Genomic DNA, 24,565 nt, shown 5'->3' with positions numbered 1-24,565 from the left:
GGCTTAATCCGGTCGGGTACACCGTCGCGGTGAATTGGGCAAAATCATCCGGTGATGGGTCGTAGCCCCTACGGTCAGCGCCATGATCCGACGTTTATGGGCCGGAGTCATGGCCCTCGCTCTTACCGGAACCGTCGCCGGCCCGGTCAACGCTGCTGCCGTATCGGCGTGGCCGCAGGCCGGCGCGGACGCCGGTCGGTCCCACTACAATCCCCACGAGAGCATTTTGAATGCCTCCACGGTTGCCAAGCTGAAGCTGCGCTGGCAATTGCCCTCCACCCGGTCGGAGTGTCCAGGGCTGGTGGGACCGGTAATTGCCGGGGGGCTGACCCTTACTCAGGACACGTCGGGCCTGGCGGCGCGCGAATCCGCCACCGGCCGGTTGGTGTGGCGCGAAACTGACGTGTTCTCCGATCGCTTGGCCTACAACATCGCGGTGTCCGGCACCACCGTGGTCGTGACGTCCTCTGACAGCCTGTGCATGATTGAAGGAGGCGACGCCGACGGTTTGGTGCTGGCCTCCGACCTGGCCACCGGACGGCAACTGTGGAAGCGGTCGCCGAACACCGACGCGGCACAATTGGTGGTCACGCGCGGCACGGTGATCGTGAGCGGCAACGATTACGGCACCGTACCCAACGTGGAGGCGTACCGACTCAGTGACGGTGCCACCGTCTGGTCCGACGGCGACGGCACCGACGGGGCTCGCACGCTCCTCTCCACCGTTTCGATCGGTGGGGACGTGGTGATCTCCGGGAACCGGGAGCCGTGGCGTGTGGATGCGGCGACAGGACAGCCGAAAGGCAGTTGGCCGTCGGCGTGGACGCCGTTGGCATCGTATGGCAACTGGCTGTTCGTGGGCGACAACTCTGACTGGTCGTTGAAGGCGGTCCGGGTATCCGATCAGGGTGTTGTGTGGTCGATGGACCGGGTGTCGAACCGGATCGCCACCGACGGACGGCGCCTTTACCTGGGTGTCGGTAGTTCCTTGGAGGCCTACGACGTGGCATCGGGTAAGCGCGCGTGGTCGGTGAATCTCGGTGCTCGTGTCGGTCAGCCGGTGCGCGCGGGAGGTTTGGTGTATGTGCCCGTGACGGGTAAACCGGTGGCGGTGCGGAATGCGTCCACGGGCACCAAGGTGACCCCGAGCCCGGCTTTGTCGAAGGTTTCGAGTGTCGCGGCGGTTGGCGGCGGCCGGCTGCTGGGCACGGGTCCGGGCGGTCTGGGGGTCTTCGGTTACCGCCCGAACAGCTAAACGATCGACCGCGTAAGATCTTCGATGGGAAGAGCCTCCGAGATTTTCGCCGACGAAATCTGCCGGCGTCTGCGATGACGCCGGAGGATGAGGAGTGACCGTGAACGTCACCGTTATCGGTTCGGGCAACGGAGGCATGGCCGTCGCCTTCGACTGTGCTCAGCAAGGCCACCGGGTCTCGCTGTACTCCCGCGCCGAACACGCTCACCACAATCTCGAGGCAGTCCGGGCCAAGGGCGGCATCACGAGCCAGGGACGCCTGGAGGGCTTCGCCCCGGTGGCGTACGCCGGCACGGACGTCGCAGCCGCCATGGACGGCGCCGAGATCGTCTTCGTGGTCGGGCCCGCGTTCGCGACCGAGCCCTTCGGCCACGACCTCGCACCTCACCTGCGGCCCGGGATGACCGTGGTGATCTGTCCCGGCTCCTGCGGCGGCGCCCTGGCCTTCAAGCGGGCCGCGGGTATGGCGGTGCACGACGACAGCATCATCGTCGGGGAGACCAGCACCCTGCCTTATGCGTGCCGGTCCGACGGCGAGGGCAACGTCCACGTGTTCCACAGGTTCGACACGGGCCTCTTCGCCTCGGCCGTTCCCCGGTCCGGCAACGGCAAATTCCTGGAGATCCTCAGGCAGATCTATCCCTCGACCGTCGAGGCGGCCACGGTCTTCCAGACGTCCCTGCAGAACGGCAATCCGGTCATCCACCCGGCGGTGACGCTCATGAACGCGGCCCTGCTGGAGCGGACCGATGGTGACTTCCTCTTCTACGAGGAGGGTGTCACCCCGGTTGCGGGCCGTCTCATCGAGGCTGTGGACAGCGAGCGTCTCGCCATCGCGAAAGCGCTCGGCGTGACGATCCTGTCGGAGCCGGACATCGGTGTGATGCAGGGATACATGACCGAGAGCAATTACACGACCGGTTACTCCGAGGCGCCCGGCTTCCGCGGCATCAAGGCCCCGACCGCCATCGACTCGCGGTACCTCACCGAGGATGTCGGCTACTCCCTGGTCTTCTTCACCGATCTGGCCCGCCGGCTCTCGGTGCCCACCCCGACGATGGACGCGATCATCCAGATCACTTCTGTCGTCCTCGGGCGGGATCTGCGTGCGGAGGGAGCCCGGACGATGAGTTCTTTGGGGCTCGACGACCTTTCCGCTGAGCAGCTGCTGAGCCTCTGACGACGGAGACTGATGCGTTCAGGCCGGTCAGCCGATTCGGCGTGAGCATGCCGTCGCCGGTCAACCGCGGCAGACCCGGCCCGAAGCATCACTTGATCTGCGACCGCAACGGCACCCCGAACCTTCGACCTGCTCGACCGCTATTCGCCCATCGCCGGGCCGGCGTCGCTTGACGGCGCTGTTGGCTGATAAGTCTTGCAGCAGCACGGCGTCCCGCCAGGCCCGCCGCGCGCGGCGGGCCTGGCGATCTTCCCGAAGCCCAAGACCACCGGGATCAAGCTCTCGGCAAGCGATCTTCGGCTGCATTGCTGCTGAAGGCGCCTCGGGTAAGCCGATATTGCTCGCTCCGGCGGTACTGTCCCCAGCCAACCTCGCATACGGCAGGGCGAGGAACGTCGAGCCTACGGATCAGGATGGCGGCGGTTCTTTGGCCGCAGTATCCCAAACAGGACAACCGCTCACCCAATCGGACAGTGGCGCACCACCTTAGGTACTGACCCGTGCGGTATCCGGCCTAGGCGTCGGCGTGCCATACGCAGGGTGCGCACGGTGACGCGGAAAGTGGTCAAGCGGCCGGGTTTCTTGGACTGGGGCTCGGCCGCATTACCAGTCCTGTCTTGGTCCAGCACGGAGCGCACGCATGTCATACCAACCGCCGGATCCGAATCAGCCTCAACAGCCACCCGTCTCGCCGACGTGGGGCCCTCCACCGCCAGTATTCCCGGCTCAGCCAGGGCAGGGGTCGTATGGCCCACCGCCGACGAAGAAGAGCAATAAGAAGCTGATCTTCGGCATCATCGGTGGAGTCCTGGTCCTGTGTTGCGGCAGCGGCGCAATCGCCGCGATCGCCGGTGGAGACCACGACAAGCTCGGGGCTTCGGCGACCACCGCGCCCGTCACAAAGAAGGCCACTACCAAAGCGGCCGCCAAGGCCGCTCCCAAAGTACCGGTTGCGAAGGCGACGACGAAGCCTGTGGCCTCTCGCGACTCCGGGCCAGGCATGGGAGACGCTGTCCGTGACGGCAAGTTCGAGTTCACCGTAACAAAACTCGATTGCTCAAAGTCCAAGGTTGGATCTGAGTACCTAAACGATAAGGCTCAGGGTAAGTTCTGCATCATCTCTGTCACCGTGAAGAACATCGGCAAGGAGGCTCAAACTTTCGACGGCTCGTCCCAGAAGGCCTACGACGCCGAGGGCATCGAGTTCTCGAACGATACCGGGGCGGAAATCTACGCCAACGAAGGGAGCCCCACCTTCCTCCAGGAAATTAATCCTGGGAATCAGGTGAAGGGGAAACTCATCTTCGATGTGCCGAAATCAACGCAGTTGACCGCCATGGAGCTCCATGACTCAATGTTCTCGGGTGGAGTGAAGATCTCCTTGTCCTGACCTGGCGCAGCCGCATCCGGATAACCGCTGCGCCAGTACTGCGATTCAGGGGTCTTCATGCCGGGGCGGAAGTGGCGATGACGGATGCCTCGGCGGTTGCCTAGGCTCGCCGAAGTGCTGCGGAATGTCGACCTCACGTCGCTGGCGCAACGTGCCCGGACCTGCTCGGTCTCTTGAAGACCTGCGGCCTGCATCGGCCGCCTGGGCGACCGCACCAATGGCTTGGCCGGGAAGTGAAGCAGGGCTGCGCTGCGGCGGACGGGATGGCGCGGCGGGTCGAGACGGTGATCTCCCGACTTCCAGGGGGACCGACCGGACACGAGGCGGTACTGCAATCGATCTCGGCCGCATCCATGAGCGGGCGGGTCACGTTGCTCACGAGAGGCACAAGGAGGGTTCGAGATGCAGATTCGGTCATCCGGTGGCATCGCGGCATGGTTGATGTTGATGCTACTCGCGGCGGCAGGGTGTGGCGGCAAGTCTGCGGCGCCCGCAGCGACGATGCCGCCGGCCGCGCCCTACTCATTTGCCAACTTTAACTGTCTGCCTGCAGAAGCGGTGAAGGATTCTGGCAATACGCTGGCCTACGACTTGGCCGACCAGGCGCCTGGAGAGGACTCCTTCGCGCACGACTATGCAGTCCAATGCATCAAGATGATCACACAAATGCCAGATGCGGTGTATTTGCAGATGACTCAGACGACCGCTTTGCAGGGGCGGCAGAACGCCGATTGGACCGTAGACACCGCAGCCCTACGAACACAGATGGCTAGCCTTCCCCCGATGACAGACGTGACACTTTCGGCGTCCTGGACCTATCACCCTGATAACGGCTTGGATGTCATCATCACGGTCAAGAAGTGATGATCTGTTCGTCCAACCTGATGGCGCCGTGTCGTCCTTTCACTACGAAGTCATGTGCAAGGGATAGTTTGTGACTTTCGCGTGTGTGGCACCGTAGGTCATCGACCGCTTGGTTCTCATAGGGCAGAGTGGGCAGATGAAAGCCCGGAGCATCACGGTTGCTCCGGGCTTTCACTTTGACCAGGGGCCGGTTCACCACTTCCGATTTCGGTGCCAGCGTCATTGGTGCTCTACTCGGAAGTGCTAACCGAGGAGATCACCTGTGCCACCCCGCTACCGATACGAAGAGATCGCTGACGACCTCCAGCAGCGCATCAAAGCTGGCGAGTTCCCGCCTGGCTCACGTCTGCCCAGTCGCCGCGAGATGATCGCTCGCTACGAAGTGACCGAGCCCGTGATCGACCGCGCCATGCAGATCCTCAGGATCAAGGAGATCACCGAGACGCTGCCCGGCGTCGGTGTCTTCGTGCGCGACGATCCCGGCGCATAGTCCCTGATCTGCTGGGCCGATCACCTCAGCTTGCTGGCGGAGCAAGCGCCGGCGCCGGCCGACGCGCGGGCTACAGCGAGCATTGACGAGATCAACCGATAACCACGCGTGCCACACAAGATCCAGAATCCCGGGATTAGGCAACCATCCCGTTGTCCTCCGCCCCCGGCGAAACCGCTCAGACCGCCACTTTGGTATCTCTCGGCAGGCGAGCCATGGCGGCCCGAGGTCGGTCTGCTCCCCGGTGGGTGGGTCGGCGGCCGACGGGATGGCACGCAGACGAACCGAGGTGCCCTTAAAGGAGCGAGGACACCTCGATCGCGCGTTAAGCGGTCTTACCGAGTCCGATAGGGCAGGTCATGCCGTTCGGCCCGTGGTTGCAGTACCCGCCCGGATTCTTGGCATCCGACAAATACTGCTGGTGGTAATCCTCGGCGTAGTAGTAATCCGTCAGCGGCGCGATCTCCGTAGTGATCTGCCCCCGCCCCGCCGCGCTCACCACCGGCTGGAAAGCCTCCACCGACCCCAGCGCAACCCGCGCCTGCTCAGCCGTAGTCGTATAGATCGCCGACCGGTACTGCGTACCCACGTCGTTGCCCTGCCGCATCCCCTGTGTCGGGTCGTGGTTCTCCCAGAACGCCTTCAGCAGCTGCTCGTAGCTGATCTTCGCCGGGTCGTACACCACCTGCACCACCTCGGCGTGCCCGGTGCGCCCGGAGCAGGTCTGCTCGTACGTGGGGTTCGGGGTCGTGCCGCCGGCGTAGCCGACCGACGTCGAGTACACGCCGGGCAGCTGCCAGAAGATGCGCTCGGCGCCCCAGAAGCAGCCCATTCCGAACACTGCCGTCTCGTACCCGGCCGGCCAGGGGCCCTTCAGCGGGGTGCCCAGCACGGTGTGCTTCTCGGCCATCGGCATCTCGAGCTTGTTGTACCGCAGGAACACGGTCACTCCTCTCATCCGATGGCTACAACGCCGCGCCCAGCGTGTTCCTTACCCGGTCGGCGTACGACTGCGCCTCCTCGTCGGAGGCGTACTTGGTGCGCGGCCAGAAGAAGCCGCGGAGGCCGTCGCCCTTGGTCCTCGGCACGATGTGGGTGTGCAGGTGGGGCACCGACTGCGACACGACGTTGTTCATCGCCACGAACGTCCCCTGGGCCGACAGGGCGGCGGGCACTGCCGCGGCCACCCGCTGCACCAGGGCGAAGTAGCCCGGCAGCAGGGCGGCGGGCAGGTCGCTCAGCTGGCCCACGTGCGGGCGGGGCACCAGCAGGACGTGGCCCTTGAAGACCGGGCGGATGTCCAGGAAACCGACACCGTCCGCGGTGTCCACCACCCGGAACGCGGGAACATCGCCCGCCACGATCGAACAGAACAGGCAGTCGGGCATCAGGGCAGACTAGCCTTGCCCCTCATGACGGGTAACACGTACGGCTTCGACACCCTGGCCATCCATGCCGGGCAGGATCCGGATCCGCGGACCGGGGCGGTGGTGCCGCCGATCTACCAGACCAGCACCTACGCCCAGGACGCCGTGGGCGCGCCGCGGCTGGGCTACGAGTACAGCCGCTCGGGCAACCCGACGCGCGACGCCCTGCAGGAGTGCCTCGCCGCGATCGAGGGCGGCCGGCGGGGGCTCGCCTTCGCCAGCGGCCTCGCCGCCGAGGACACGCTGCTGCGCGCGGTGTGCCGGCCCGGCGACCACGTGGTGATCCCGGACGACGCGTACGGCGGCACGTACCGGCTGTTCTCGAAGGTCGCGGAGAACTGGGGCCTGGACTGGACCGCGGTGCCGCTCGGCGACCTGGACGCGGTGCGGGCGGCGTTCCGCCCCGGGCACACCCGGCTGATCTGGGCCGAGACGCCGACCAACCCGCTGCTGAACATCGCCGACGTCACCGCCCTGGGCGCGCTGGCGCACGAGTACGACGCGATGCTCGCCGTGGACAACACGTTCGCGTCGCCGTACCTGCAGCAGCCGCTGGCGCTCGGCGCCGACGTGGTCATCCACTCGACCACCAAGTACCTCGGCGGGCACTCCGACGTGGTCGGCGGCGCGCTGGTCACGGCCGGCGACGAGCTCGGCGAGCAGCTCGCCTTCCACCAGAACGCGATGGGCGCGGTCAACGGCCCGTTCGACGCCTGGCTGACGCTGCGCGGGATCAAGACCCTCGGCGTACGGATGGACCGGCACTGCGACAACGCCGAGCGCATCGTGGCGTACCTGCAGGACCACGAGGCCGTCGGCCAGGTGCTCTACCCGGGCCTGGAGTCGCATCCCGGACACGAGACCGCCGCCAAGCAGATGTCCCGCTTCGGCGGCATGGTGTCGTTCCGCGCCGCCGGCGGTCCCGAGCAGGCGATCCGGATCTGCAACCGGACCAAACTGTTCGTGCTGGCCGAGTCACTGGGCGGCGTCGAATCGCTGATCGAGCACCCGGGGCAGATGACACACCTGTCCGCGGCGGGCTCACCGCTTGAAGTACCCGCCGATCTCGTGCGACTGTCTGTCGGCATCGAAACCGTTGACGATCTGCTCGCGGATCTGGAGCAGGCGCTCGGCTAGGTCTAGACGGACAGACGGAGACGGGCCATGGACAACCTGGCGACCACGTGGGTCGGTGCCACCGCCAAGCAGATCTCGCGCGCGGTGCGGCGGGGCGACACGACGGCCACCCAGGTGGTGGCCGATCACCTCGAGCAGATCGCGATCTCCGATCCGGCCATCGCCGCGTTCCGCGTGGTGCGCGCCGGTGAGGCGATCGCCGAGGCCGAGAAGGTCGACGACCAGGAGGACCTGGGCAACCTGCCGCTGGCCGGCGTGCCGGTCGCGGTGAAGGAGAACACGCCCGTCGCCGGCCTGCCGACCTGGCACGGCTCGGCGGCGGCGCGTTCCGCCGTGGCCGAGGAGGACCACGAGGTGGTCCGGCGGCTGCGCGGCGCCGGCGCGGTGGTGGTCGGCGTGACCCGGATGCCCGAGATGGGGCTGTGGGCCACCACCGACGGCGTCGAGGAGCCGACCCGCAACCCGTGGGCGCTGGAGCGTACCCCCGGGGGTTCCTCCGGCGGCTCGGCCGCGGCCGTCGCCGCCGGCCTGGTGCCCATCGCCCAGGGCAACGACGGCCTCGGCTCGGTGCGCATCCCGGCCGCCTGCTGCGGCCTGGTCGGGCTCAAGCCCGGCCGCGACGTCATCCCCTGCGACCTGGGCCTGGACGGCTGGTTCGGGCTGACCGAGAACGGCGTCCTGGCCACCACGGTGGCCGACGCCGCGCTGGGCTTCAGCGTCATGGCCGGCCGGGCCCCGGTGAAGCTGGTGCAGCCGGGCCGGCTGCGGGTCGGGGTGTCGTTGCGCTCCCCGGTCGCGGGGGTACGGCCGGACCAGCCCAACCGCGAGGCCGTGGCGACGGCGTCGAAGCTGCTCGTCGGTGTGGGCCACGACACGGTCACCGCCGATCCGCCGTACTCGACCGCGGTCGGCCTGGCCGGGCTGGCCACCTGGTTCGCCTGCGCCTACCGGGAGGCCGACGCCGCCGGGCTGGACGTGCGCAGCCTGCAGCCGCGCACCCGCCGGCACGTCGCGCTGGGCAAGTTCGTGTGGCGGCGCGGCTGGGTCAGGCAGCAGCAGCGCGACGCGTGGCGGGAGAAGAGCATCCGGTTCTTCGCCGACAGCGGCATCGACGTGCTGCTCACGCCCGCCCTGGCGACGGCGCCGCCGCCCGCGGACGGGCACGCCGGCGGCAGCTGGCGGCGCAACATGCAGGTGAACATGGCGTACGCGCCGTACGCCGCGCCGTGGAACATCGCCGGGCTGCCGGCCATCGTGGTCCCGGTCGGCCTGCGCCCGGACGGCCTGCCGCTCGCGGTGCAGCTCGTCGGGCCACCCGACTCGGAGGTGCTGCTCCTGGAGATCGCCGGGCAGCTCGAGGTGGCCAATCCGTGGCCTCGTCACGCCTTCGTGTGAGCCGGATGGCACCATCACAGCCATGACCGATCTGCTGGAGCTCGCCGACATCGAGGCCGCCCGAGCCCTGCTCACCGGGGTCGTCCGGACCACCCCGCTGGAGCACTCCCTGCCGCTGACCCGCACGCTGGGCGTGCCGACGTGGCTCAAGTGCGAGAACCAGCAGCGTGCGGGGTCGTACAAGGTGCGGGGGGCGTACACCCGGATCTCCCGGCTCTCCGACGCCGAGCGTGCCCGCGGCGTGGTCGCCGCGAGCGCCGGCAACCACGCCCAGGGCGTCGCGCTGGCGGCGAGCCTGCTGGGCGCGCACTCCACGGTCTTCATGCCCGAGGGCGCGCCGCTGCCGAAGGTCTCGGCCACCAAGGGGTACGGCGCGACGATCGAGTACGCCGGCAACACGGTCGACGACGCGCTGGCCGCGGCGCGGGAGTTCGCCGACCGTACCGGGGCGATCCTGATCCACCCGTTCGACCACCGCGACATCATCGCCGGGCAGGGCACGGTGGGGCTGGAGATCCTCGAACAGTGCCCGGACGTGAACACCATCGTCACCGCGGTGGGCGGCGGCGGGCTGATCTCGGGGGTCGCCGTGGCGGCCAAGGCGCTGCGCCCGGACATCCGCATCGTCGGCGTGCAGGCGATCGGCGCGGCGTCCTACCCGCCGTCGCTGGCCGCGGGGGAGCCGCTGACGCTGGACCGCTCGACGACCATCGCCGACGGCATCGCGGTGATGCGCCCCGGCGTGCTCAACTTCGCGCACGTCAGCAAGCTGGTCGACGACGTGGTGACGGTGACCGACGAGGACCTGTCGGCGGCGCTGCTGGTGCTGCTGGAGCGGCACAAGATGGTGGTCGAGCCGGCCGGCGGCGCCTCGGTGGCGGCCCTGCTCACCGGCAAGGTCGACCTGAAGGCGCCGATCGTGGCCATCCTGTCCGGCGGCAACATCGACCCGATGCTGCTGCTGCGGGTCATCGAGCACGGCCTGGTCTCGGCGGGCCGGTTCCTGCGGCTCGCCGTGCGCACCGGCGACCAGCCGGGCGAGCTGGCCCGGCTGCTGGCGGAGATCGCCCAGCAGCGGGCCAACATCGTCGACGTGGCCCACTCGCGGCAGAACCCGCGGCTGAGCTTCGGCGAGGTCGAGGTGCAGCTGTCGGTGGAGACCCGCGGGCCGGACCACTCGGCGGCGCTGATCGGCGCGCTGCGCGACCAGGGCTACTCGCTCACCCTGCTCTCCGGCACGCCCTGACGACGGGGCGCTGCGGCCGGACCCCGCCCGGGGTCCGGCCCGCGTCTGCCGTCAGCCGCCGAACGGGGCGAACTCGACCACCGTGACCTTGATGTCCGCGCCGCTGGGCGCGGTGTAGGTGACGGTCTGGCCGGGACCCGCGCCGAGGATGGCCTTACCGAGCGCCGACTCGGGGCTGTACACCGTGTAGTCGGTGGTCGCGGCGATCTCGCGCGAACCGAGCAGGAACGTCTCGGTGTCGCTCTTGTCCTCGTCGAAGTAGATCGTGACGACCGTGCCGGGGGCCACCGCGTCGGCGCTGGGCGCCTCGCCGACCTCCGCCTTGCGCAGGAACTCCTTCAAGTAGAGGATCCGGCCCTCCTGCTTGCCCTGCTCCTCACGCGCGGCGTGGTAACCGCCGTTCTCGCGGAGGTCGCCCTCCTCGCGGCGGGCGTTGATCTCGGCGGCGACGGCCGGCCGGGCTGCGATCAACTCGTCGAGCTCGGCCTGCAGCCGGTCGTAAGCGTCCTGGGAGAGCCAGGTCTTCGACGCCTCTGAACTGGTCACAGACTCTTCTCCTTGAACGTACGGGGTGGGACGAACAGGCGTACGGAGCGAATCACCAAGCTTACCAGCGGTGCGCACAGGCCCCGATCGGCTCAGCCCGCGGCCGCGCAGCGCACGACCTCGCCCACCGTCGCCCTTGCGCTGGTGGGGACGACCTCGCTGGCGTCGACGGTGCGGGCCGAGCCCTTCGCGGTGACGGTGACCGTGCGGCGGCCGACCTCCGCGCCGTCGTAGTCGCGGGCCCGCAGGCCGCACGTGGCGGAGCCGCCGGCCGGCACGCGGACGGTGAAGCGGATGGTCAGCTGCCGGTCGGTGACATCCGTCCAACCGACGATCTGCGCGTCGTAGTCGGGGTCGCCATACTGCCCGTAGAGCCGGATCGCCAGGAACACAGCCGCCACCCCGACCAGGACCGCGAGCACGGCGGGCAGCAGCAACCGGCGGCGTCCGTCGCGGCGCCGCCCGTAGCGGCCCGGCGGGAATACCGGGGTTGTGGCGCGCGTCTCGCTCACCAGGGGGACCTCTCCTGCGGAAATTGTCGGTGTCATCGGCCAGAATGACCACGTCCATCTTCGCAGCCGTACCGAGGTCCCGAGAACGAGGCCCGGTCGAGGGAGAATTCAGTGGCTGAGCAACTGCGTCTCATGGCGGTGCACGCGCACCCCGACGACGAGTCCAGCAAGGGCGCGGCCACGATGGCGCGCTATGTCGCCGAGGGCGTGCACGTGCTGGTCGCGACGTGCACGGGCGGCGAGCGCGGCAGCGTGCTCAACCCGAAGATGGACCGCCCGGAGGTGCTCGCCGACATCTCCAACATCCGCCGCGCCGAGATGGACAAGGCGCGGGCCATCCTCGGCGTCGACCAGGCCTGGCTGGGCTTCGTCGACTCCGGGCTGCCCGAGGGCGACCCGCTGCCGCCGCTGCCCGAGGGCTGTTTCGGCCTGGTCGACCCGGCCGCGGGCGCGATCCCGCTGATCAAGCTGATCCGCGAGTTCAAGCCGCACGTCATCACCACCTATGACGAGAACGGCGGCTACCCGCACCCCGACCACATCATGTGCCACAAGATCTCCGTGGTCGCCTTCGACGCGGCCGGCGACCCGGAGCAGCACCCCGAGCTGGGGGAGCCGTGGCAGCCGCTGAAGCTCTACTACAACTCCGGCTGGACCCGGGCGCGGATGCTGGCCCTGCACGAGGGCATGCTGGCCGCCGGCCTGAAGTCGCCGTACGAGGAGTGGCTGCAGCGCAGCGAGGACCGGCCGGACCGGGGCGACAAGATCACCACCCGGATCGAGTGCGGCGAGTACTTCGAGGTGCGCGACGACGCGCTGCGGGCGCACGCCACCCAGGTCGACCCGGACGGCTTCTGGTTCCACGTGCCGATGGAGCTGCAGCAGAAGGTGTGGCCGACGGAGGACTTCGAGCTGGCCCGCTCGCTGGTCGACAGCCCGCTGCCCGAGTCCGACCTGTTCGCGGGCATCCGCGAGACCGTCGAGGTCCGCTGAGGCGTACCGTGAGTGACATGGACTTCGTGGTAGCGGTCAACAACTTCGGTGACACCCGTTCGGGTGGCCTGGCCGGCCCGATGGGCCTGTTCATCATCGTGCTGATGGCCATAAGCACAGTCCTGCTGATCCGCAACATGAACAAGCGTTTGCGTCGGCTTCCCGACAGTTTCCCGGACCCCGCTGCTACCGAGCGCGCTGCCGAGATCGCCCGCCTCGACGCCGACCTGCAGCGCTCCGGTGCCACCCCGCGCACCGGCGGCGCCGCGGCCGGCGGTTCCGAAGTGGCCGGCTCGACGATGGACGCCGAGGTCAAGAGCGTGGAGCCGGGCCCCGCGGGGCCCGCCGGCGAACGCCCCGACGACAAGGCCTGAGCCCGAACGGCGAGATTCCACTTTGTCAAGTCCTCGCGGCCGGGTCGCCCTGCGTGTTGGTGCTGACGGAACATCGACACCGCTGATCCGTCAACCCCTGTTGCGTTCTGCCGGATTGATTTAGCCTTCCGCCGGGGGGCTTTGACGTCCCTCCACCCTGTGCGGAAAGGGGGCTGACGATGACCATCTTCCAGCCCCCGCTTCCGCCGCTGCAGATGCACGTGCATCCGCCTGTGCCGCTGGTCAGCCGGGGGTTGGCATGACGTCTCAGCCCACCTCCGCAGCCCCGGCCGGCCCCGCGCGACCCCCGGGCCAGGCCGGCCCGGCGTCTCGACCGGAAGCCGGTCGGGTCCTTACCGGGCTCGTCGTCGGCGCCGCCCTGATCGTCGCCGTGCTCGGCGTCCTGATGCCGCTGCACGGTCCCGCGATCATGGCGCTCTCCCCGCCGGCCGCGGCCGGCGTCGCCGTACTGCTCGTCGCCTTCGCCCAACTGGCCCGGCTGCGCTTCCGCGTCGGACGCGGCACGGTCAGCGTCTCCTGGGGCGAGACGGCCTTCATCCTCGGCTTCGCCCTCGCTCCGCCGGGCTGGCTGCCCGCCGCCACGCTGCTGGGCGCCGTCGGCGCGTGGGCGCTCATCACCTGGCTCAACGATCAGCGCATCATCGCCGACCTGGTGCACCTGGCCGCCTCGCTGAGCCTCGGCACGGCGACCGCGACCGCGGTCACCTACGCCATCGCCGGGCCGGCCGCGCCGCTCGACAGCACCCGCACGCAGGTCGGGCTCATCGCCGGCGCGCTCGCCTACCTGACCGTCACGCTCGGGCTCGCCGTGCTGACCCTCGCGCTGCACCGGGACGCCCCGCCGGCGCAGATCGCCGTCCGCGCCCTGCACGCCAAGCTGCCCATGTTCGTCGGCAACGTGCTGGTCGGGCTGCTGTCCCTCTTCGCCCTGGCCAACGGTCCGATCTGGCTGCTCGCCCTGCCGCCGGCGCTGTGGTTGCTGCAGCGCACCTACCGCTACCACCTGCGCGCCGAGGAGGAACGCCGGGTCTGGGAGGCGTTCGCCCGCGCCACCCGCACCCTGGGCGGCTCCTCCGAGCTCACCGTCGCGGCGGCCGGCCTGCGCGGCGCGCTGGACGTGTTCGGCGCGCGCCGGGTCGAGATCGAGGTTCTCCAGCGCGGCGGCAGCCCGCGCCGGTACGCGGCCGACGGCGCCTCGAACGACCCCACCCCGGGGGCCGCGCCCGGACCCGTGATCACCCGCGCCATGACCGTCGGCGGCACCGCGGTCGGCGAGCTGACCGTCTGGCTGGCCGAGCCGACCCTGCCCGCCGCCCGCGACGAACTCGCCGTCTCGGCGTACGGGGACGCCCTCGCCGGTGCGCTGCACGACGCGGCGGCGCACGAGAGGCTGGCCCAGCTGGAGGAGAAAGTCGCCCACGACGCCGTGCACGACCCGCTGACCGGGCTGGCCACCAGGTCGGCGCTGCTGGCCGACGGCGACGCCCTGCTGCACTCCCTCGACCGGGACCGGCAGGTGGCCCTGCTGCTGCTCGACCTCAACGACTTCCGCGAGGTCAACGGCACCCTCGGGCACCGCGCGGGCGACGCCATGCTGCGGACGGTGGCCGAGCGCCTGACCGACCTGGCCCGCGAGCACGACCTGGTCGCCCGCCTCGGCGACGACGAGTTCGCGGTGCTGCTGCCCGCCGTCGCCACCCTCAGCGACTCCGCCACGCCGCTGCACGAGACCCCGAACCCGCTGCCCCGGGCCGTGCGGCGCGCCCGCGAGCTGGTCGACCGGCTCGGCCAGCCGATGGAGATCGGCGGCGTACGGCTGGTCACCGAGATCGCCGTGGGCGTGGCCGTCTCCAGCGCCGGCACCACCGACCTGGCCGAGCTGATCCGGCGCGCCGGCATCGCCCTCGACCAGGCCAAGGAGCTGCACGTCGGCGTCGCCGCGTACGACAGCGCCCAGGACGCCAGCAGCACCGACCACCTGGCCCTGCCGGCCGAGCTGTACGACGCGCTCACCGCGCGGGACCAGCTCGTGCTGGCCCTGCAGCCCGAGGTCGACCTGCAGACCGGCGCCCCGACCGGCGTCGAGGCGCTGATCCGCTGGAAGCACCCCCGGCGCGGGATGCTCAACCCGAACGACTTCATCGACACCATCGAGCACGGCGAGCTGCTCGCCCCGTTCACCCGCTACGTGCTCGACCACGCGCTGGCCGCGGCGGCCGACTGGGCCGGCCAGGGCCTCGACCTGCCCGTCTCGGTCAACGTGTCGGCGCGCAGCCTGCTCGACGCCACCCTGCCCGCCCAGGTCGCCGACGCGCTGCGCCGGCACCGGCTGAGCGCCGGCCGGCTGGTGCTGGAGATCACCGAGTCGGTGGCGGTCAGCGACCAGGAGGTCGTGGACGAGGTCATCGCGGCGCTGCGGGACATGGGTGTGCAGATCTCGGTCGACGACTTCGGCACCGGCTTCTCGTCGCTGTCGTTCGTCACCCGGGTCACGGTGGACGAGCTGAAGGTCGACCGGTCGTTCGTCACCGACATGACCGACTCCGCGGCCGCCGCGGCGGTCGTGCGCGGCGCGGTGGAGCTGGGCGCCCGCCTCGGCGCTCGGGTGGTCGCCGAGGGCGTCGAGACCGCCGACCAGCGCGCCGCGCTGCTGGCGCTGGGCTGCACCTCGGCGCAGGGCTACCACTTCAGCCGCCCGCTGCCCGCCGACAAGATCGTCGCGGCGCTGCACCAGCTGGCCGAGGCGGCGCCGCCGAAGGTGATCCCGCTGCGCGCGGACGGCGCCTCCTGAGGTTTACGGCGGCCCGGCCGGGCTAGTTTGGCTGCATGGCCAACCGTCTCGCCGGCGCGACCTCGCCGTACCTGCTCCAGCACCAGGACAACCCCGTGGACTGGTGGCCCTGGTCCGACGAGGCGTTCGCCGAGGCCCGCCGGCGCGACGTGCCGGTGCTGATCTCGGTCGGGTACGCCGCCTGCCACTGGTGTCACGTGATGGCCCACGAGTCGTTCGAGGACGCCGGCGTCGCCCGGCTGGTCAACGACGGCTTCGTGGCGATCAAGGTGGACCGCGAGGAGCGGCCCGACGTCGACGCCGTCTACATGACCGCCACCCAGGCGATGACCGGGCAGGGCGGCTGGCCCATGACCGTCTTCGCCACCCCGGCCGGCGAGCCGTTCTTCTGCGGCACCTACTTCCCGAAGGGCAACTTCGTCCGCCTGCTCGAATCCGTCACGACCGCCTGGCGCGACCAGCGCGACGCGGTCGTCACCCAGGGCTCGGCCGTGGTCCAGGCCATCGGCGGGGCCCAGCTGGTCGGCGGCCCGACCGCGCCGATCTCGGCCGAGCTGCTGGACACCGCGGCGGACCTGCTGGCCAAGGAGCACGACCGGGGGTACGGCGGTTTCGGCGGCGCCCCGAAGTTCCCGCCGCACATGAACCTGCTGTTCCTGCTCCGCCACCACCAGCGCACCGGCTCGGCGGGCGACCTGGAGATCGTCCGGCACACCGCGGAGCAGATGGCCCGGGGCGGCATCTACGACCAGCTCGCCGGCGGCTTCGCCCGGTACGCGGTGGACAACACCTGGACCGTGCCGCACTTCGAGAAGATGTTGTACGACAACGCCCTGCTGCTGCGCGTCTACACGCACCTGTGGCGGCTCACCGGCGACCCGTTCGCGCGGCGCATCGCCGACGAGACGGCCGCGTTCCTGCTCCGCGACCTGGCCACCCCGGCCGGCGGGCTGGCCTCCGCCCTGGACGCGGACACCGACGGCACCGAGGGCCTGACCTACGCCTGGACGCCGGCGCAGCTCGACGAGGCGCTGGGGCGCGAGGACGGCGCGTGGGCGGCGGACCTGTTCCGGGTGACCACGAAGGGCACGTTCGAGCACGGCAGCAGCGTGCTGGTGCTGGCCCGCGACATCGACGCCGCCGCCCCCGAGCTGGTGGCCCGCTGGCAGGACGTCCGCGCCCGCCTGCTGCGGGCCCGCGCGCAGCGCCCCCAGCCGGCCCGCGACGACAAGGTGGTGGCCTCCTGGAACGGCCTGGCGGTCACCGCCCTGGCCGAGTACGCCCAGCTCACCGGCGCGGACGGGACACCCGTGGTCGAGCTGGCGACGGTGCTGGCGGAGCGGCACATCGTGGCCGGCCGGCTGCGCCGCGTCTCCCGCGACGGCGTGGTGGGCGCCCCGGCCGGGGTGCTGGAGGACTACGGCTGCGTCGCCGAGGCGTTCTGCGCGGTCCACCAGCTCACCGGCGACGGGCGGTGGCTGACCCGGGCCGGCGAGCTGCTGGACGTGGCGCTCGAGCACTTCCCGGCGGGCGAGGGCGGCTACTACGACACCGCCGACGACGCGGAGCGGCTGGTCACCCGGCCCGCCGACCCGACCGACAACGCGACCCCGTCCGGGCTGGCGGCGCTGTGTGCCGGGCTGGTGGCGTACGCGGCGCTCAGCGGCGAGACCCGGTACCGCGAGGCGGCGGACGCGGCGCTGGCCACGGCCGGCCCGCTGATCAGCGGGCACCCGCGCTTCGCCGGCTACTCCGCGACGGTGGCGGAGGCGGTGCTCTCCGGGCCGTACGAGATCGCGATCGTGACCGCCGACCCGGCGGGTGATCCGCTGGTCGTGGCCGCCCACCGGCACGCCCCGCCGGGCACGGTGGTGGTGGCCGGCGAGCCGGACCAGCCGGGGGCGCCGCTGCTGGCCGACCGGCCGCTGATCGACGGCGGATCGGCGGCCTACGTGTGCCGGGGCTTCGTCTGCGACCGCCCGGTGACGACGGTGGAAGACCTGGTGGCGCGGCTGGCCGCCTGACGTCGCGGCCCGGCGGGCCGGTGTTCGGGGCGCTTGGCGCGGACGGTCCGGGGCTCGTTAGGCTGGCGGCGCCATGGATATTCGAACCGGTCTGCCGGTAGTCGGCATGGTGGGCGGGGGCCAGCTGGCCCGGATGACCCACCAGGCCGCGATCGCCCTCGGTCAGTCTCTGCGCGTGCTCGCCGAGTCGCCCGACGACGGCGCGGCGCTCGTCGTCGCCGACGTGCGGATCGGCACGCACACCGACCTGGCCGCGCTGCGGGAGTTCGCCAAGGGGTGCGACGCGGTCACCTTCGACCACGAGCACGTGCCCAACGCGCACATCGCCGCGCTCGCGGCCGAGGGCGTGAAGATCTACCCCGGCGCCGACGCGATCCTGTACGCGCAGGACAAGCAGCGGATGCGCGAACGGCTCTCCGCGCTGGGCGCCCCCGTGCCGCGCTGGCGCCCGGTCGCCTCGGCCGAGGACATCACCGCCTTCGCCGCCGAGCTCGCGGCGGCGGACCCGAACGCGGCGGCCGGCGGCTGGCCCGTGGTGGCCAAGGCCGTGCGCGGCGGCTACGACGGCCGGGGCGTCTGGATGCTGGACGGTCCCGAGGCGGCGGCCGAGCTGGCCGCCACCGGCACCGCCCTGATCGTCGAGGAGCGGGTGCCGCTGCGCCGCGAGCTGGCCGCGCTGGTCGCCCGGTCGCCGTTCGGGCAGGTCGCGGCGTATCCCGTCGTCGAGACCGTGCAGCGCGACGGCATCTGCGTCCAGGTGCTCGCCCCCGCGCCGGAGCTGTCCGAGGCGCGGGCCGTCGAGGCCCAGCAGCTGGCCATCGACCTGGCCAACGCGCTGGGCGTGGTCGGCCTGCTGGCCGTCGAGCTCTTCGAGACCGAGGCCGGCATCGTCGTCAACGAGCTCGCCATGCGCCCGCACAATTCGGGCCACTGGACCATCGAGGGCGCGCGGACGTCGCAGTTCGAGCAGCACCTGCGGGCCGTGCTGGACTACCCGATGGGCGAGACCGCGCTGGCCGCCCCGGCCGTCGTGATGGCCAACGTGCTCGGCGGCGAGCCGGGCGGGATGTCGATCGACGAACGCCTGCACCACCTGTTCGCCGCCGACCCGGGTGCCCGCGTGCACCTCTACGGCAAGCAGGTCCGGCCCGGCCGCAAGATCGGGCACGTCACGGTGCTCGGCGACGACATGACCACGGTCCGCGCCCGGGCGGCGCGCGCCGCCCGCTGGCTCCAGGAGGGCACGGAATGACCCCCACCGTCGGCGTGATCATGGGCAGCGACTCGGACTGGTCGACGATGGAGGCGGCGGCGCTGGCCCTGGCCGAGTTCGAGGTGCCGTTCGAGGTCGGCGTCGTCTCGGCGCACCGCACCGTCCGGAAGATGGTCGACTACGCGACCTCGGCCGCGGACCGCGGCCTCAAGGTCATCATCACCGGGGCGGGCGGGGCCGCCCACCTGCCGGGCATGGTGGCGTCGATGACCCCGCTGCCGGTCATCGGCGTACCGGTGCCGTTGAAGTATCTGGACGGCATGGACTCGCTGCTGTCGATCGTGCAGATGCCGGCGGGCGTGCCGGTGGCGACGGTCTCGATCGGCGGGGCCCGCAACGCGGGGCTGCTGGCCGTGCGCATCCTGGCGGCCTCGGACCCGGTGCTGCTCAAGCGGATGCAGAGCTTCCAGGCCAACCTGGAGCAGGTGGTGGCGGAGAAGGACGAGGCGCTGCGCGCCCGGCTGCTGGGCTGACCGCCCCGGTCAGCGCATGCGGACCAGGGCGCCGCGCACCCGCTCCTGCGTCCGCCGCCGGTTCTCGTTCGTCGCGCCGAGGAAGAGCAGCACCACCCCCACCGGCACCAGCACCAGCCACGGCCCGACCAGCGTCGTCGCGAAGTGGATCGCCGCGATCGCCGTCGCCGCCGCGCCGATCACCACCGGCGCCTGCTGCTGCATGCGGGAACCCACGATCAGGGTGGCCACCGCGCCCAGCAACAGCAGCAGCTCGCGCAGGTCGCCCGAGTCCGTCGCGATCACGATGCCGATCGTCGGCACGAACGCGGCCAGCAGCGCCGGCCCGTACGCCGCCCAGCTGCTCAGGTCGGGGCGCTGGCGGGCCTCGAGGACGCCCACCAGCAGGGCCAGCGCGGCGAACGGCAGCGTGTACGCCTCGGGCAGCGCCACGTCGGCGATCGCGATGAACAGCCAGATGCCGACGATCTCGAAGCCGACCGCCAGCCAGAACAGGTTGCGGCGCTGGTTCGGCGTACGGCCCGGCCGGGTCGCCGTCAGGCCCAGCACCGCGCCCCACGCGGCCAGCAGGGCCGCCAGGTGCGCCGGCGAGTCGAAGGCCAGCGCGCCGGCCAACAGGGCCGACGCGTAGCCGCTCCACTCCACCGTGGTCGCCTCCTGGCGGTACTCCGGCAGGCCGAGCCGGGGCAGCAGGGCCTCCAGCACCAGCAGCACTGCGCCCACCGCCAGCACGCCGAACGCCGCCCAGGGCGGGGTCAGCCCGGCCACCAGCGCGACGGTGAGCACGAACATCTGGCCCATCACGGCGGCGAACAGCCAGCCCAGGATGCGCGCGTGCCGGCTGCGCCCGCCGATCGCGGCGACCAGGCCGACCAGGATCGCCATGCCGAGGGTGAACAGCGTCAGCTGCCGCTGCGCGAGGCTGCCGGCCAGGCCGGCGCCGCCCGCCAGCAGGCCGATCACGAAGACGATGGTGCGGGTCGTGCGGAGCAGGGTGGCGCGGGTGGCCACCGGCGGCGGGGTGAGGGCCAGCCCCAGCATGGCGATCGTGAAGACGATAAGAGCGGCCGTCGTGGCCGCTGGCCACCGGACGTGCAGCGCGATGGGCGCGATCAGCAGGGTGACGGCCAGGCCCGGCAGGATCACCGGTACGGCCTCGGCCGGCTTGCCGCCGAAGCCCAGGGCGGCCAGGGCGGCGGCGATGGTCAGCAGCACGGCGGCGAGCACGCTGGTGCCGTCGACGTTGCCGGACGCGGGCTGGGCGAGCGCCGCCACGGGCCCGTCCCAGATGGCGCCGAGCTGCTGCAGCGGGTCGATCAGCGCCGCCCGCAGGGCCGGGGCGATGGAGACCAGCGCCAGCACCGTCGGCAGGGCCGCGACGATGACCGCGCCGGTCGCCGGGTCGACCAGCCAGCGTCCCTTGAGCCCGCTGGGCCGGATCTCGGTCCACCGCGGGCGCACGTAGCCGCCCTCGGCCCAGTGGCGGTTCGGGGCCACGGTGAGGCCGGGCGCCGGGATGGCCCCGCGCAGCAGCTCCGCGACGACGCCGAGCAGGGCGGCGGCGGCCGCGTACAGGGCGGTGGGGTAGTCGCTGGGGACCGAGGCGAGCGCGGTGATCGTGGCCCCGCCGACCAGCCCGACCGTGGCCCAGGGCAGATACTGCGGTATCCAGCGGCCGGCCAGGGCCAGGGCGGCCAGCGCGAGGCTGGACCCGGCCAGCGCGGCGGTCAGCACGACCTGGGCGGTGTTGCCCTGCTCCGCCGCGACGGCCGCGAGCACGCCGGGGGCGGTCAGCAGGGCGGCGGCGGTGGCCGCGCCGCCGATCTGGGCGCGGTGCCGGGGCATGCCGGTGTCGTCGAGCGCGAGGTTGATCACCTCGGCCCCGTCGGCCGGGCCGTCCCGCTCGCCGGTGATCGGTGGCAGGCCGGCGCGGGCCATCCAGGCGACCAGGACGCCGGTCAGCATGATCAGGCCCAGGGCGATCGCGGTGGACCAGGGCCGGACCAGGCCCGCGCCGGCCGCGTGCAGGGCGACGACCGCGGCGACGCCGGCCCGGTCGATCGCGGCGCGCGGGTCCGTCGCGGCGACGGCGGCGATGCCGAACGCGAGCGTGACGGCCCCGCCGATCAGCAGCGGGGACCACCAGGGCAGGCCGAACGCGGCCGGGGCGCCGATCGTGGCCAGCGCGACGCAGACCGAGCTGACGTCGTACCGGGCCGGGCGCGGCAGCGCGGCGGCCGCGGCGACCGCGGCGACCAGCAGCGCGACCGGGGCCTGCCAGGCGCCCGGCGGCGGGGTCGTGGAGTAGGCGGTGATGTCGGAGGCCCAGAGCGGACCCGGCGCCGCGATGATCCGCAGGCCGCTGGCCAGCGCCTGCCAGCCCGCGATGGCCACCACGGCGAGGCCGGCCGCGCCCAGCCCGCGCACCGGGCCGCGCCGCCAGTCCTCGGGCAGCGCCCGGACGCCGACCGCCACGATGAGGACCACGACGGCGGCGACGGCCAGCGGGGCCTCCGGGAACGCGAGCGCGGCCACCCGGGCCAGCGCGCCGCAGATGGCTACGGTGGCCGCGGCGGCGGCGATGTCCGGCCCGTCGACCATCCGGTCGGCGCGGCGGCCCTTGTCGAGCGACTTGGCGAAGAACAGCAGGCTCGCCGCGGCCAGCAGCAGCGCGCCGACCCAGATGTCGGGGGCGGTGGCCCCGGGGGAGAGCAGCGCGGCGAGCGCCATCGCGACCGCGCCCGCCCCGGCGCCGGCCGTCAGCGGCAGGCTGATCTCGCGGCGGGCGACCTGGAAGACGGCGGCGTACGACAGAGTCCCGGCCACGGCGAGGAAACCCAGCGCCAGGGCGGGCACGGTGACGTCCTCGGTGGGCGGCGGGCCGCCGCCGGGGTCCCGGGTGGCCAGCACGGCCGTCACCACGGCGCCCGGGATGGCCAGGGCGGCCGCGCCGGAGGCCCAGTCGCCGACCAGCCACGCGTACAGGCGTACCGGGATCTGCCGGGCCGCGACCGCGACCATCACGCCCGCGCCGGCCAGCGCGGTCAGCACCGCGGCGGTGAGCCACGACGCGCTGAGCGCGGCGGCCGCGCCGAACAGGCCGACCAGGCCGGCCGCCGCGATGTGCGCGATGGCGATCCGGCGGGTCGGCGCGAGCAGCCCGGCCCCGCCGAGCCCGATGGCCGCCAGCACCAGCGGCCAGGGCGCCTCCGACCAGGGCAGGCCGAGCGAGGCGGGCACCGCGAGCGCGGTCAGCGCGACCCCGGCCACCGCGCCCTCGTGCCGGTATTCGGTGGGCAGCGCCACGGCGGCCGCGACGGTCAGCAGCAGGGCGCTCAGGGCGAGCAGCCAGCCGGACTGGCCCGCGGCCTCGGCCAGCCGGCCGGCGTAGGCGGCGGTGTCCGCGTTCCAGACCGGGCGGGCGGCCTGCACGGGCGCGATCGCCGCGCGCAGCGCGTCCACGGCCACGAACAGGCCGATCAGCGTGAGGGCGCCCGCCGAGGCGTACTGCGGGCCGCGCCGGACCTCGTCGGGCACCAGCCGCACGACCGCGCCGGTGATCGCGACGGCGGCCGCCGCGACGGCCAGCGTCCAGGCGGGCGAGGCCACGGCGGCGATGCGGGCGCACGCCGCGATCACGGCGAGGGCGAGCACGCCGCCGGCGATGTTGCGGGCCAGCAGCTTGCCGACCATCCGGGCGGCGGCCGACACGGTCACGGCGGCCAGGACGAGGATCAGCCCGGAGCGCACCGCGTCGGGCACCGCGTCCGCGCCCAGCAACGCCGCGCCGGCATACAGCACGGCGCCCGCGGCGGCCAGGCAGAGCAGCCCGAACGTCAGGCCGCGCAGCCAGCCCGCCGAGGGTGGGCTGGCCGGCGGGGCCAGCGGGACGGAGCCGGCGGGCGGCGCGCCGGCCGGGCGCGGGCCGGGGAAGATCCGCGTCGGCATCCACTTCCAGCGGCGCCGGCCGGTCAGCCCGTCGATGATCAGGTCGGGTTCCTCGGGCAGCGACTCCGGCCGGGCCGGGGCGTCCGCCTCGTAGGCGGCCGGATCGGCCGGGTCGACGTCGCGCGCGGCGAAGTCCGCCGCGCCGATCTGCCGGGCGTCGGCCTCGGCCAGGCTCTCCCGGTCGGCCGCCACCGGCCGGCCGATCGGCCAGCGCGGCAGCAGCCGGCCCTCGCGGATGACGGTGGTGAGCAGCAGCAGGTCGATCAGCGCGACGGCGCTCAGCGCCAGCGCCCAGCCGGCCGGGCTCTCCACCACCGGGTACGCCAGCAGCGGCGGCACCGGCTGCACGGCCACCACGGTCGCGTACCGCGGCGCGGCGAGCCGGGTCAGGCCGGCGTACAGGAAGGAGCCGACGGCGGTGATCAGCAGCGTCACCCCGAGGAAGACCGGGGCCGGCACCGAGTCGCCGCCGAGCGCCGGGTTGCCGTGCAGGGCGAACAGCGTCATCGGCAGCAGCACCAGGCCGACGGCGGCCAGGGTCTCGGCGGTGGAGGTGAGGCCCCGCCGCGAGACCGCCGGCGCGACGCCCAGCGCGATGGCCGTGAAGATGGCCAGGATGACGGCGCGGCCCACCGCGTTGGTGGCCGCACCGGCGAAGACGATGGCGGCGATGCCCAGCACCAGGGCGCTCAGCGCCAGCAGGATGTTCTGCACCGACTGCGAGGACGTCTCGGGCGGGTGGCCGTGCGGCGGCTCCGGCTCGGGCGGCGGCGGCGCGACCCGCGGGCGGCGCGGCGGGGGCGCCGGCTGCTCGGTCGGCGGCGGGTCGTCGACCAGCGTGGTGACGCCGTCGGTGGCCACCCCGGGCGGACCCGTGTACGGGGTGCCCGGCTCGGCCCAGGACGGCGGCCCCTCGGGCGTGCGGCGCCGCACCTTGCGGACCGGCCTGGCGGCGCGCTTCTTCTGCTGGTTGGCGTGCGCCAGGATGTCCCGCTGGAACTGCGCCGCCTGGATCTTGCTGGCGATCTGGGTGCGTTCCTTGGCGGCCGCCATGTCCCGAATCTTGAGATCCGCGATCGACGCGTCGATGCGGGCGAGCTCCTCGTCGTAGCCGTCCGGCTCCTGCGCCTGCGCCACGGCACCTCCTCGACCCGTTCAACGAAGCAACCGACACCTCATTAGAACAGTCTCAGGCAGGTCGAGATCAATGGAAACGGCCGCGAACC

At 72.0% G+C, this 24,565-nt stretch carries 19 protein-coding genes; 14 read left to right on the top strand and 5 right to left on the bottom strand.

The features are described from left to right. Positions 1 to 82 precede the first annotated feature (82 nt). The 5 genes from Ani05nite_RS28925 (at position 83) to Ani05nite_RS28905 (ending at position 5,179) form a co-directional block, all read left to right on the top strand. Positions 83 to 1,255 (top strand): outer membrane protein assembly factor BamB family protein, encoded by a 1,173-nt coding sequence (locus tag Ani05nite_RS28925; RefSeq protein WP_203773542.1) that lies wholly within the window; start codon positions 83 to 85, stop codon positions 1,253 to 1,255. Between the two features lie 94 nt (positions 1,256 to 1,349). Continuing rightward, positions 1,350 to 2,435, top strand: a complete 1,086-nt coding sequence (locus tag Ani05nite_RS28920) for an NAD/NADP-dependent octopine/nopaline dehydrogenase family protein (protein WP_203773541.1) — start codon at positions 1,350 to 1,352, stop codon at positions 2,433 to 2,435. A gap of 640 nt (positions 2,436 to 3,075) precedes the next feature. Further along, complete coding sequence (locus tag Ani05nite_RS41455; protein ID WP_239130720.1) at positions 3,076 to 3,825, top strand: DUF4352 domain-containing protein; 750 nt, start codon at positions 3,076 to 3,078, stop codon at positions 3,823 to 3,825. A 402-nt stretch (positions 3,826 to 4,227) separates the two neighbouring features. Next, the gene (locus tag Ani05nite_RS28910; RefSeq protein WP_203773539.1) at positions 4,228 to 4,689 is read left to right on the top strand and encodes a hypothetical protein; all 462 of its coding nucleotides are present in this window, start codon (positions 4,228 to 4,230) and stop codon (positions 4,687 to 4,689) included. A 262-nt stretch (positions 4,690 to 4,951) separates the two neighbouring features. Next, positions 4,952 to 5,179: a winged helix-turn-helix domain-containing protein gene (locus Ani05nite_RS28905; RefSeq protein WP_203773537.1), complete on the top strand. Its 228-nt coding sequence runs from the start codon at positions 4,952 to 4,954 to the stop codon at positions 5,177 to 5,179. A gap of 325 nt (positions 5,180 to 5,504) precedes the next feature. Here Ani05nite_RS28905 and msrA read toward each other — a convergent pair whose 3' ends face one another. Beyond that, positions 5,505 to 6,095, bottom strand: coding sequence for a peptide-methionine (S)-S-oxide reductase MsrA (gene msrA, locus Ani05nite_RS28900; protein ID WP_239130724.1), 591 nt, complete (start codon positions 6,093 to 6,095; stop codon positions 5,505 to 5,507). Positions 6,096 to 6,144: 49 nt separating this feature from the next. Next, positions 6,145 to 6,567: an HIT family protein gene (locus Ani05nite_RS28895; protein ID WP_203773532.1), complete on the bottom strand. Its 423-nt coding sequence runs from the start codon at positions 6,565 to 6,567 to the stop codon at positions 6,145 to 6,147. A gap of 24 nt (positions 6,568 to 6,591) precedes the next feature. Between Ani05nite_RS28895 and Ani05nite_RS28890 the strand changes: the two genes are divergently transcribed. From Ani05nite_RS28890 to ilvA, 3 genes are read left to right on the top strand one after another with little or no spacing between them, the layout of a single operon-like run. Beyond that, on the top strand, positions 6,592 to 7,743 hold the full coding sequence (locus tag Ani05nite_RS28890; protein WP_203773530.1) for a cystathionine gamma-synthase: 1,152 nt from the start codon (positions 6,592 to 6,594) through the stop codon (positions 7,741 to 7,743). 27 nt (positions 7,744 to 7,770) lie between these two features. Beyond that, positions 7,771 to 9,138 (top strand): amidase, encoded by a 1,368-nt coding sequence (locus Ani05nite_RS28885; RefSeq protein WP_203773528.1) that lies wholly within the window; start codon positions 7,771 to 7,773, stop codon positions 9,136 to 9,138. Positions 9,139 to 9,160: 22 nt separating this feature from the next. Then, a complete protein-coding gene (gene ilvA, locus Ani05nite_RS28880) occupies positions 9,161 to 10,384 on the top strand; it encodes a threonine ammonia-lyase (RefSeq protein WP_203773526.1) in 1,224 nt (407 codons plus the stop codon). Between the two features lie 51 nt (positions 10,385 to 10,435). Here the strand turns inward: ilvA and greA are convergent, their stop codons facing one another. Beyond that, complete coding sequence (greA, locus tag Ani05nite_RS28875; RefSeq protein ID WP_203773524.1) at positions 10,436 to 10,930, bottom strand: transcription elongation factor GreA; 495 nt, start codon at positions 10,928 to 10,930, stop codon at positions 10,436 to 10,438. A gap of 92 nt (positions 10,931 to 11,022) precedes the next feature. Further along, entirely contained in the window at positions 11,023 to 11,442 is a 420-nt protein-coding gene (locus Ani05nite_RS28870; RefSeq protein WP_203773522.1) for a DUF4307 domain-containing protein, read from the bottom strand. A 111-nt stretch (positions 11,443 to 11,553) separates the two neighbouring features. Here Ani05nite_RS28870 and mca point away from each other — a divergent pair, with 111 nt between their 5' ends. The 6 genes from mca to purE all read left to right on the top strand — a co-directional run bounded on the left by mca (position 11,554) and on the right by purE (position 19,391). Further along, on the top strand, positions 11,554 to 12,435 hold the full coding sequence (gene mca, locus Ani05nite_RS28865; RefSeq protein WP_203773520.1) for a mycothiol conjugate amidase Mca: 882 nt from the start codon (positions 11,554 to 11,556) through the stop codon (positions 12,433 to 12,435). 17 nt (positions 12,436 to 12,452) lie between these two features. Then, positions 12,453 to 12,809 carry a hypothetical protein gene (locus tag Ani05nite_RS28860; RefSeq protein WP_203773518.1) on the top strand — a complete coding sequence of 119 codons (357 nt, stop codon included), beginning with the start codon at positions 12,453 to 12,455 and terminating at the stop codon, positions 12,807 to 12,809. Positions 12,810 to 13,068: 259 nt separating this feature from the next. Beyond that, a complete protein-coding gene (locus Ani05nite_RS28855; protein WP_203773516.1) occupies positions 13,069 to 15,621 on the top strand; it encodes a putative bifunctional diguanylate cyclase/phosphodiesterase in 2,553 nt (850 codons plus the stop codon). Positions 15,622 to 15,656: 35 nt separating this feature from the next. Then, complete coding sequence (locus Ani05nite_RS28850) at positions 15,657 to 17,645, top strand: thioredoxin domain-containing protein (RefSeq protein WP_203773514.1); 1,989 nt, start codon at positions 15,657 to 15,659, stop codon at positions 17,643 to 17,645. A 73-nt stretch (positions 17,646 to 17,718) separates the two neighbouring features. Continuing rightward, positions 17,719 to 18,897, top strand: a complete 1,179-nt coding sequence (locus Ani05nite_RS28845; RefSeq protein WP_203773512.1) for a 5-(carboxyamino)imidazole ribonucleotide synthase — start codon at positions 17,719 to 17,721, stop codon at positions 18,895 to 18,897. Continuing rightward, positions 18,894 to 19,391, top strand: a complete 498-nt coding sequence (gene purE / locus Ani05nite_RS28840) for a 5-(carboxyamino)imidazole ribonucleotide mutase (protein ID WP_203773510.1) — start codon at positions 18,894 to 18,896, stop codon at positions 19,389 to 19,391. Before Ani05nite_RS28845 ends, purE begins: the two co-directional genes overlap by 4 nt. A 9-nt stretch (positions 19,392 to 19,400) precedes the next feature. On the opposite strand, the gene Ani05nite_RS28835 is transcribed toward purE, so the two are convergent. Then, on the bottom strand, positions 19,401 to 24,476 hold the full coding sequence (locus Ani05nite_RS28835) for an SCO7613 C-terminal domain-containing membrane protein (RefSeq protein WP_203773508.1): 5,076 nt from the start codon (positions 24,474 to 24,476) through the stop codon (positions 19,401 to 19,403). Positions 24,477 to 24,565: the final 89 nt, after the last annotated feature.

Origin of the sequence: Actinoplanes nipponensis, from assembly GCF_016862275.1 — a bacterium.
Taxonomy (GTDB): domain Bacteria; phylum Actinomycetota; class Actinomycetes; order Mycobacteriales; family Micromonosporaceae; genus Actinoplanes; species Actinoplanes nipponensis.
Note: the sequence above shows the minus strand (reverse complement) of the source record. Positions and strands in the feature narration are given on the sequence as shown.

Excerpts from the sequence above, each read along its gene's own strand:
- Ani05nite_RS28925 (WP_203773542.1), top strand. The coding sequence starts at position 83 with ATGATCCGACGTTTATGGGCCGGAGTCATGGCCCTCGCTCTTACCGGA.
- Ani05nite_RS41455 (WP_239130720.1), top strand. The coding sequence starts at position 3,076 with ATGTCATACCAACCGCCGGATCCGAATCAGCCTCAACAGCCACCCGTC.
- Ani05nite_RS28910 (WP_203773539.1), top strand. The coding sequence starts at position 4,228 with ATGCAGATTCGGTCATCCGGTGGCATCGCGGCATGGTTGATGTTGATG.
- msrA (WP_239130724.1), bottom strand. The coding sequence starts at position 6,095 with ATGCCGATGGCCGAGAAGCACACCGTGCTGGGCACCCCGCTGAAGGGC.
- Ani05nite_RS28895 (WP_203773532.1), bottom strand. The coding sequence starts at position 6,567 with ATGCCCGACTGCCTGTTCTGTTCGATCGTGGCGGGCGATGTTCCCGCG.
- Ani05nite_RS28890 (WP_203773530.1), top strand. The coding sequence starts at position 6,592 with ATGACGGGTAACACGTACGGCTTCGACACCCTGGCCATCCATGCCGGG.
- Ani05nite_RS28885 (WP_203773528.1), top strand. The coding sequence starts at position 7,771 with ATGGACAACCTGGCGACCACGTGGGTCGGTGCCACCGCCAAGCAGATC.
- ilvA (WP_203773526.1), top strand. The coding sequence starts at position 9,161 with ATGACCGATCTGCTGGAGCTCGCCGACATCGAGGCCGCCCGAGCCCTG.
- Ani05nite_RS28860 (WP_203773518.1), top strand. The coding sequence starts at position 12,453 with ATGGACTTCGTGGTAGCGGTCAACAACTTCGGTGACACCCGTTCGGGT.
- Ani05nite_RS28855 (WP_203773516.1), top strand. The coding sequence starts at position 13,069 with ATGACGTCTCAGCCCACCTCCGCAGCCCCGGCCGGCCCCGCGCGACCC.
- Ani05nite_RS28850 (WP_203773514.1), top strand. The coding sequence starts at position 15,657 with ATGGCCAACCGTCTCGCCGGCGCGACCTCGCCGTACCTGCTCCAGCAC.
- Ani05nite_RS28845 (WP_203773512.1), top strand. The coding sequence starts at position 17,719 with ATGGATATTCGAACCGGTCTGCCGGTAGTCGGCATGGTGGGCGGGGGC.
- purE (WP_203773510.1), top strand. The coding sequence starts at position 18,894 with ATGACCCCCACCGTCGGCGTGATCATGGGCAGCGACTCGGACTGGTCG.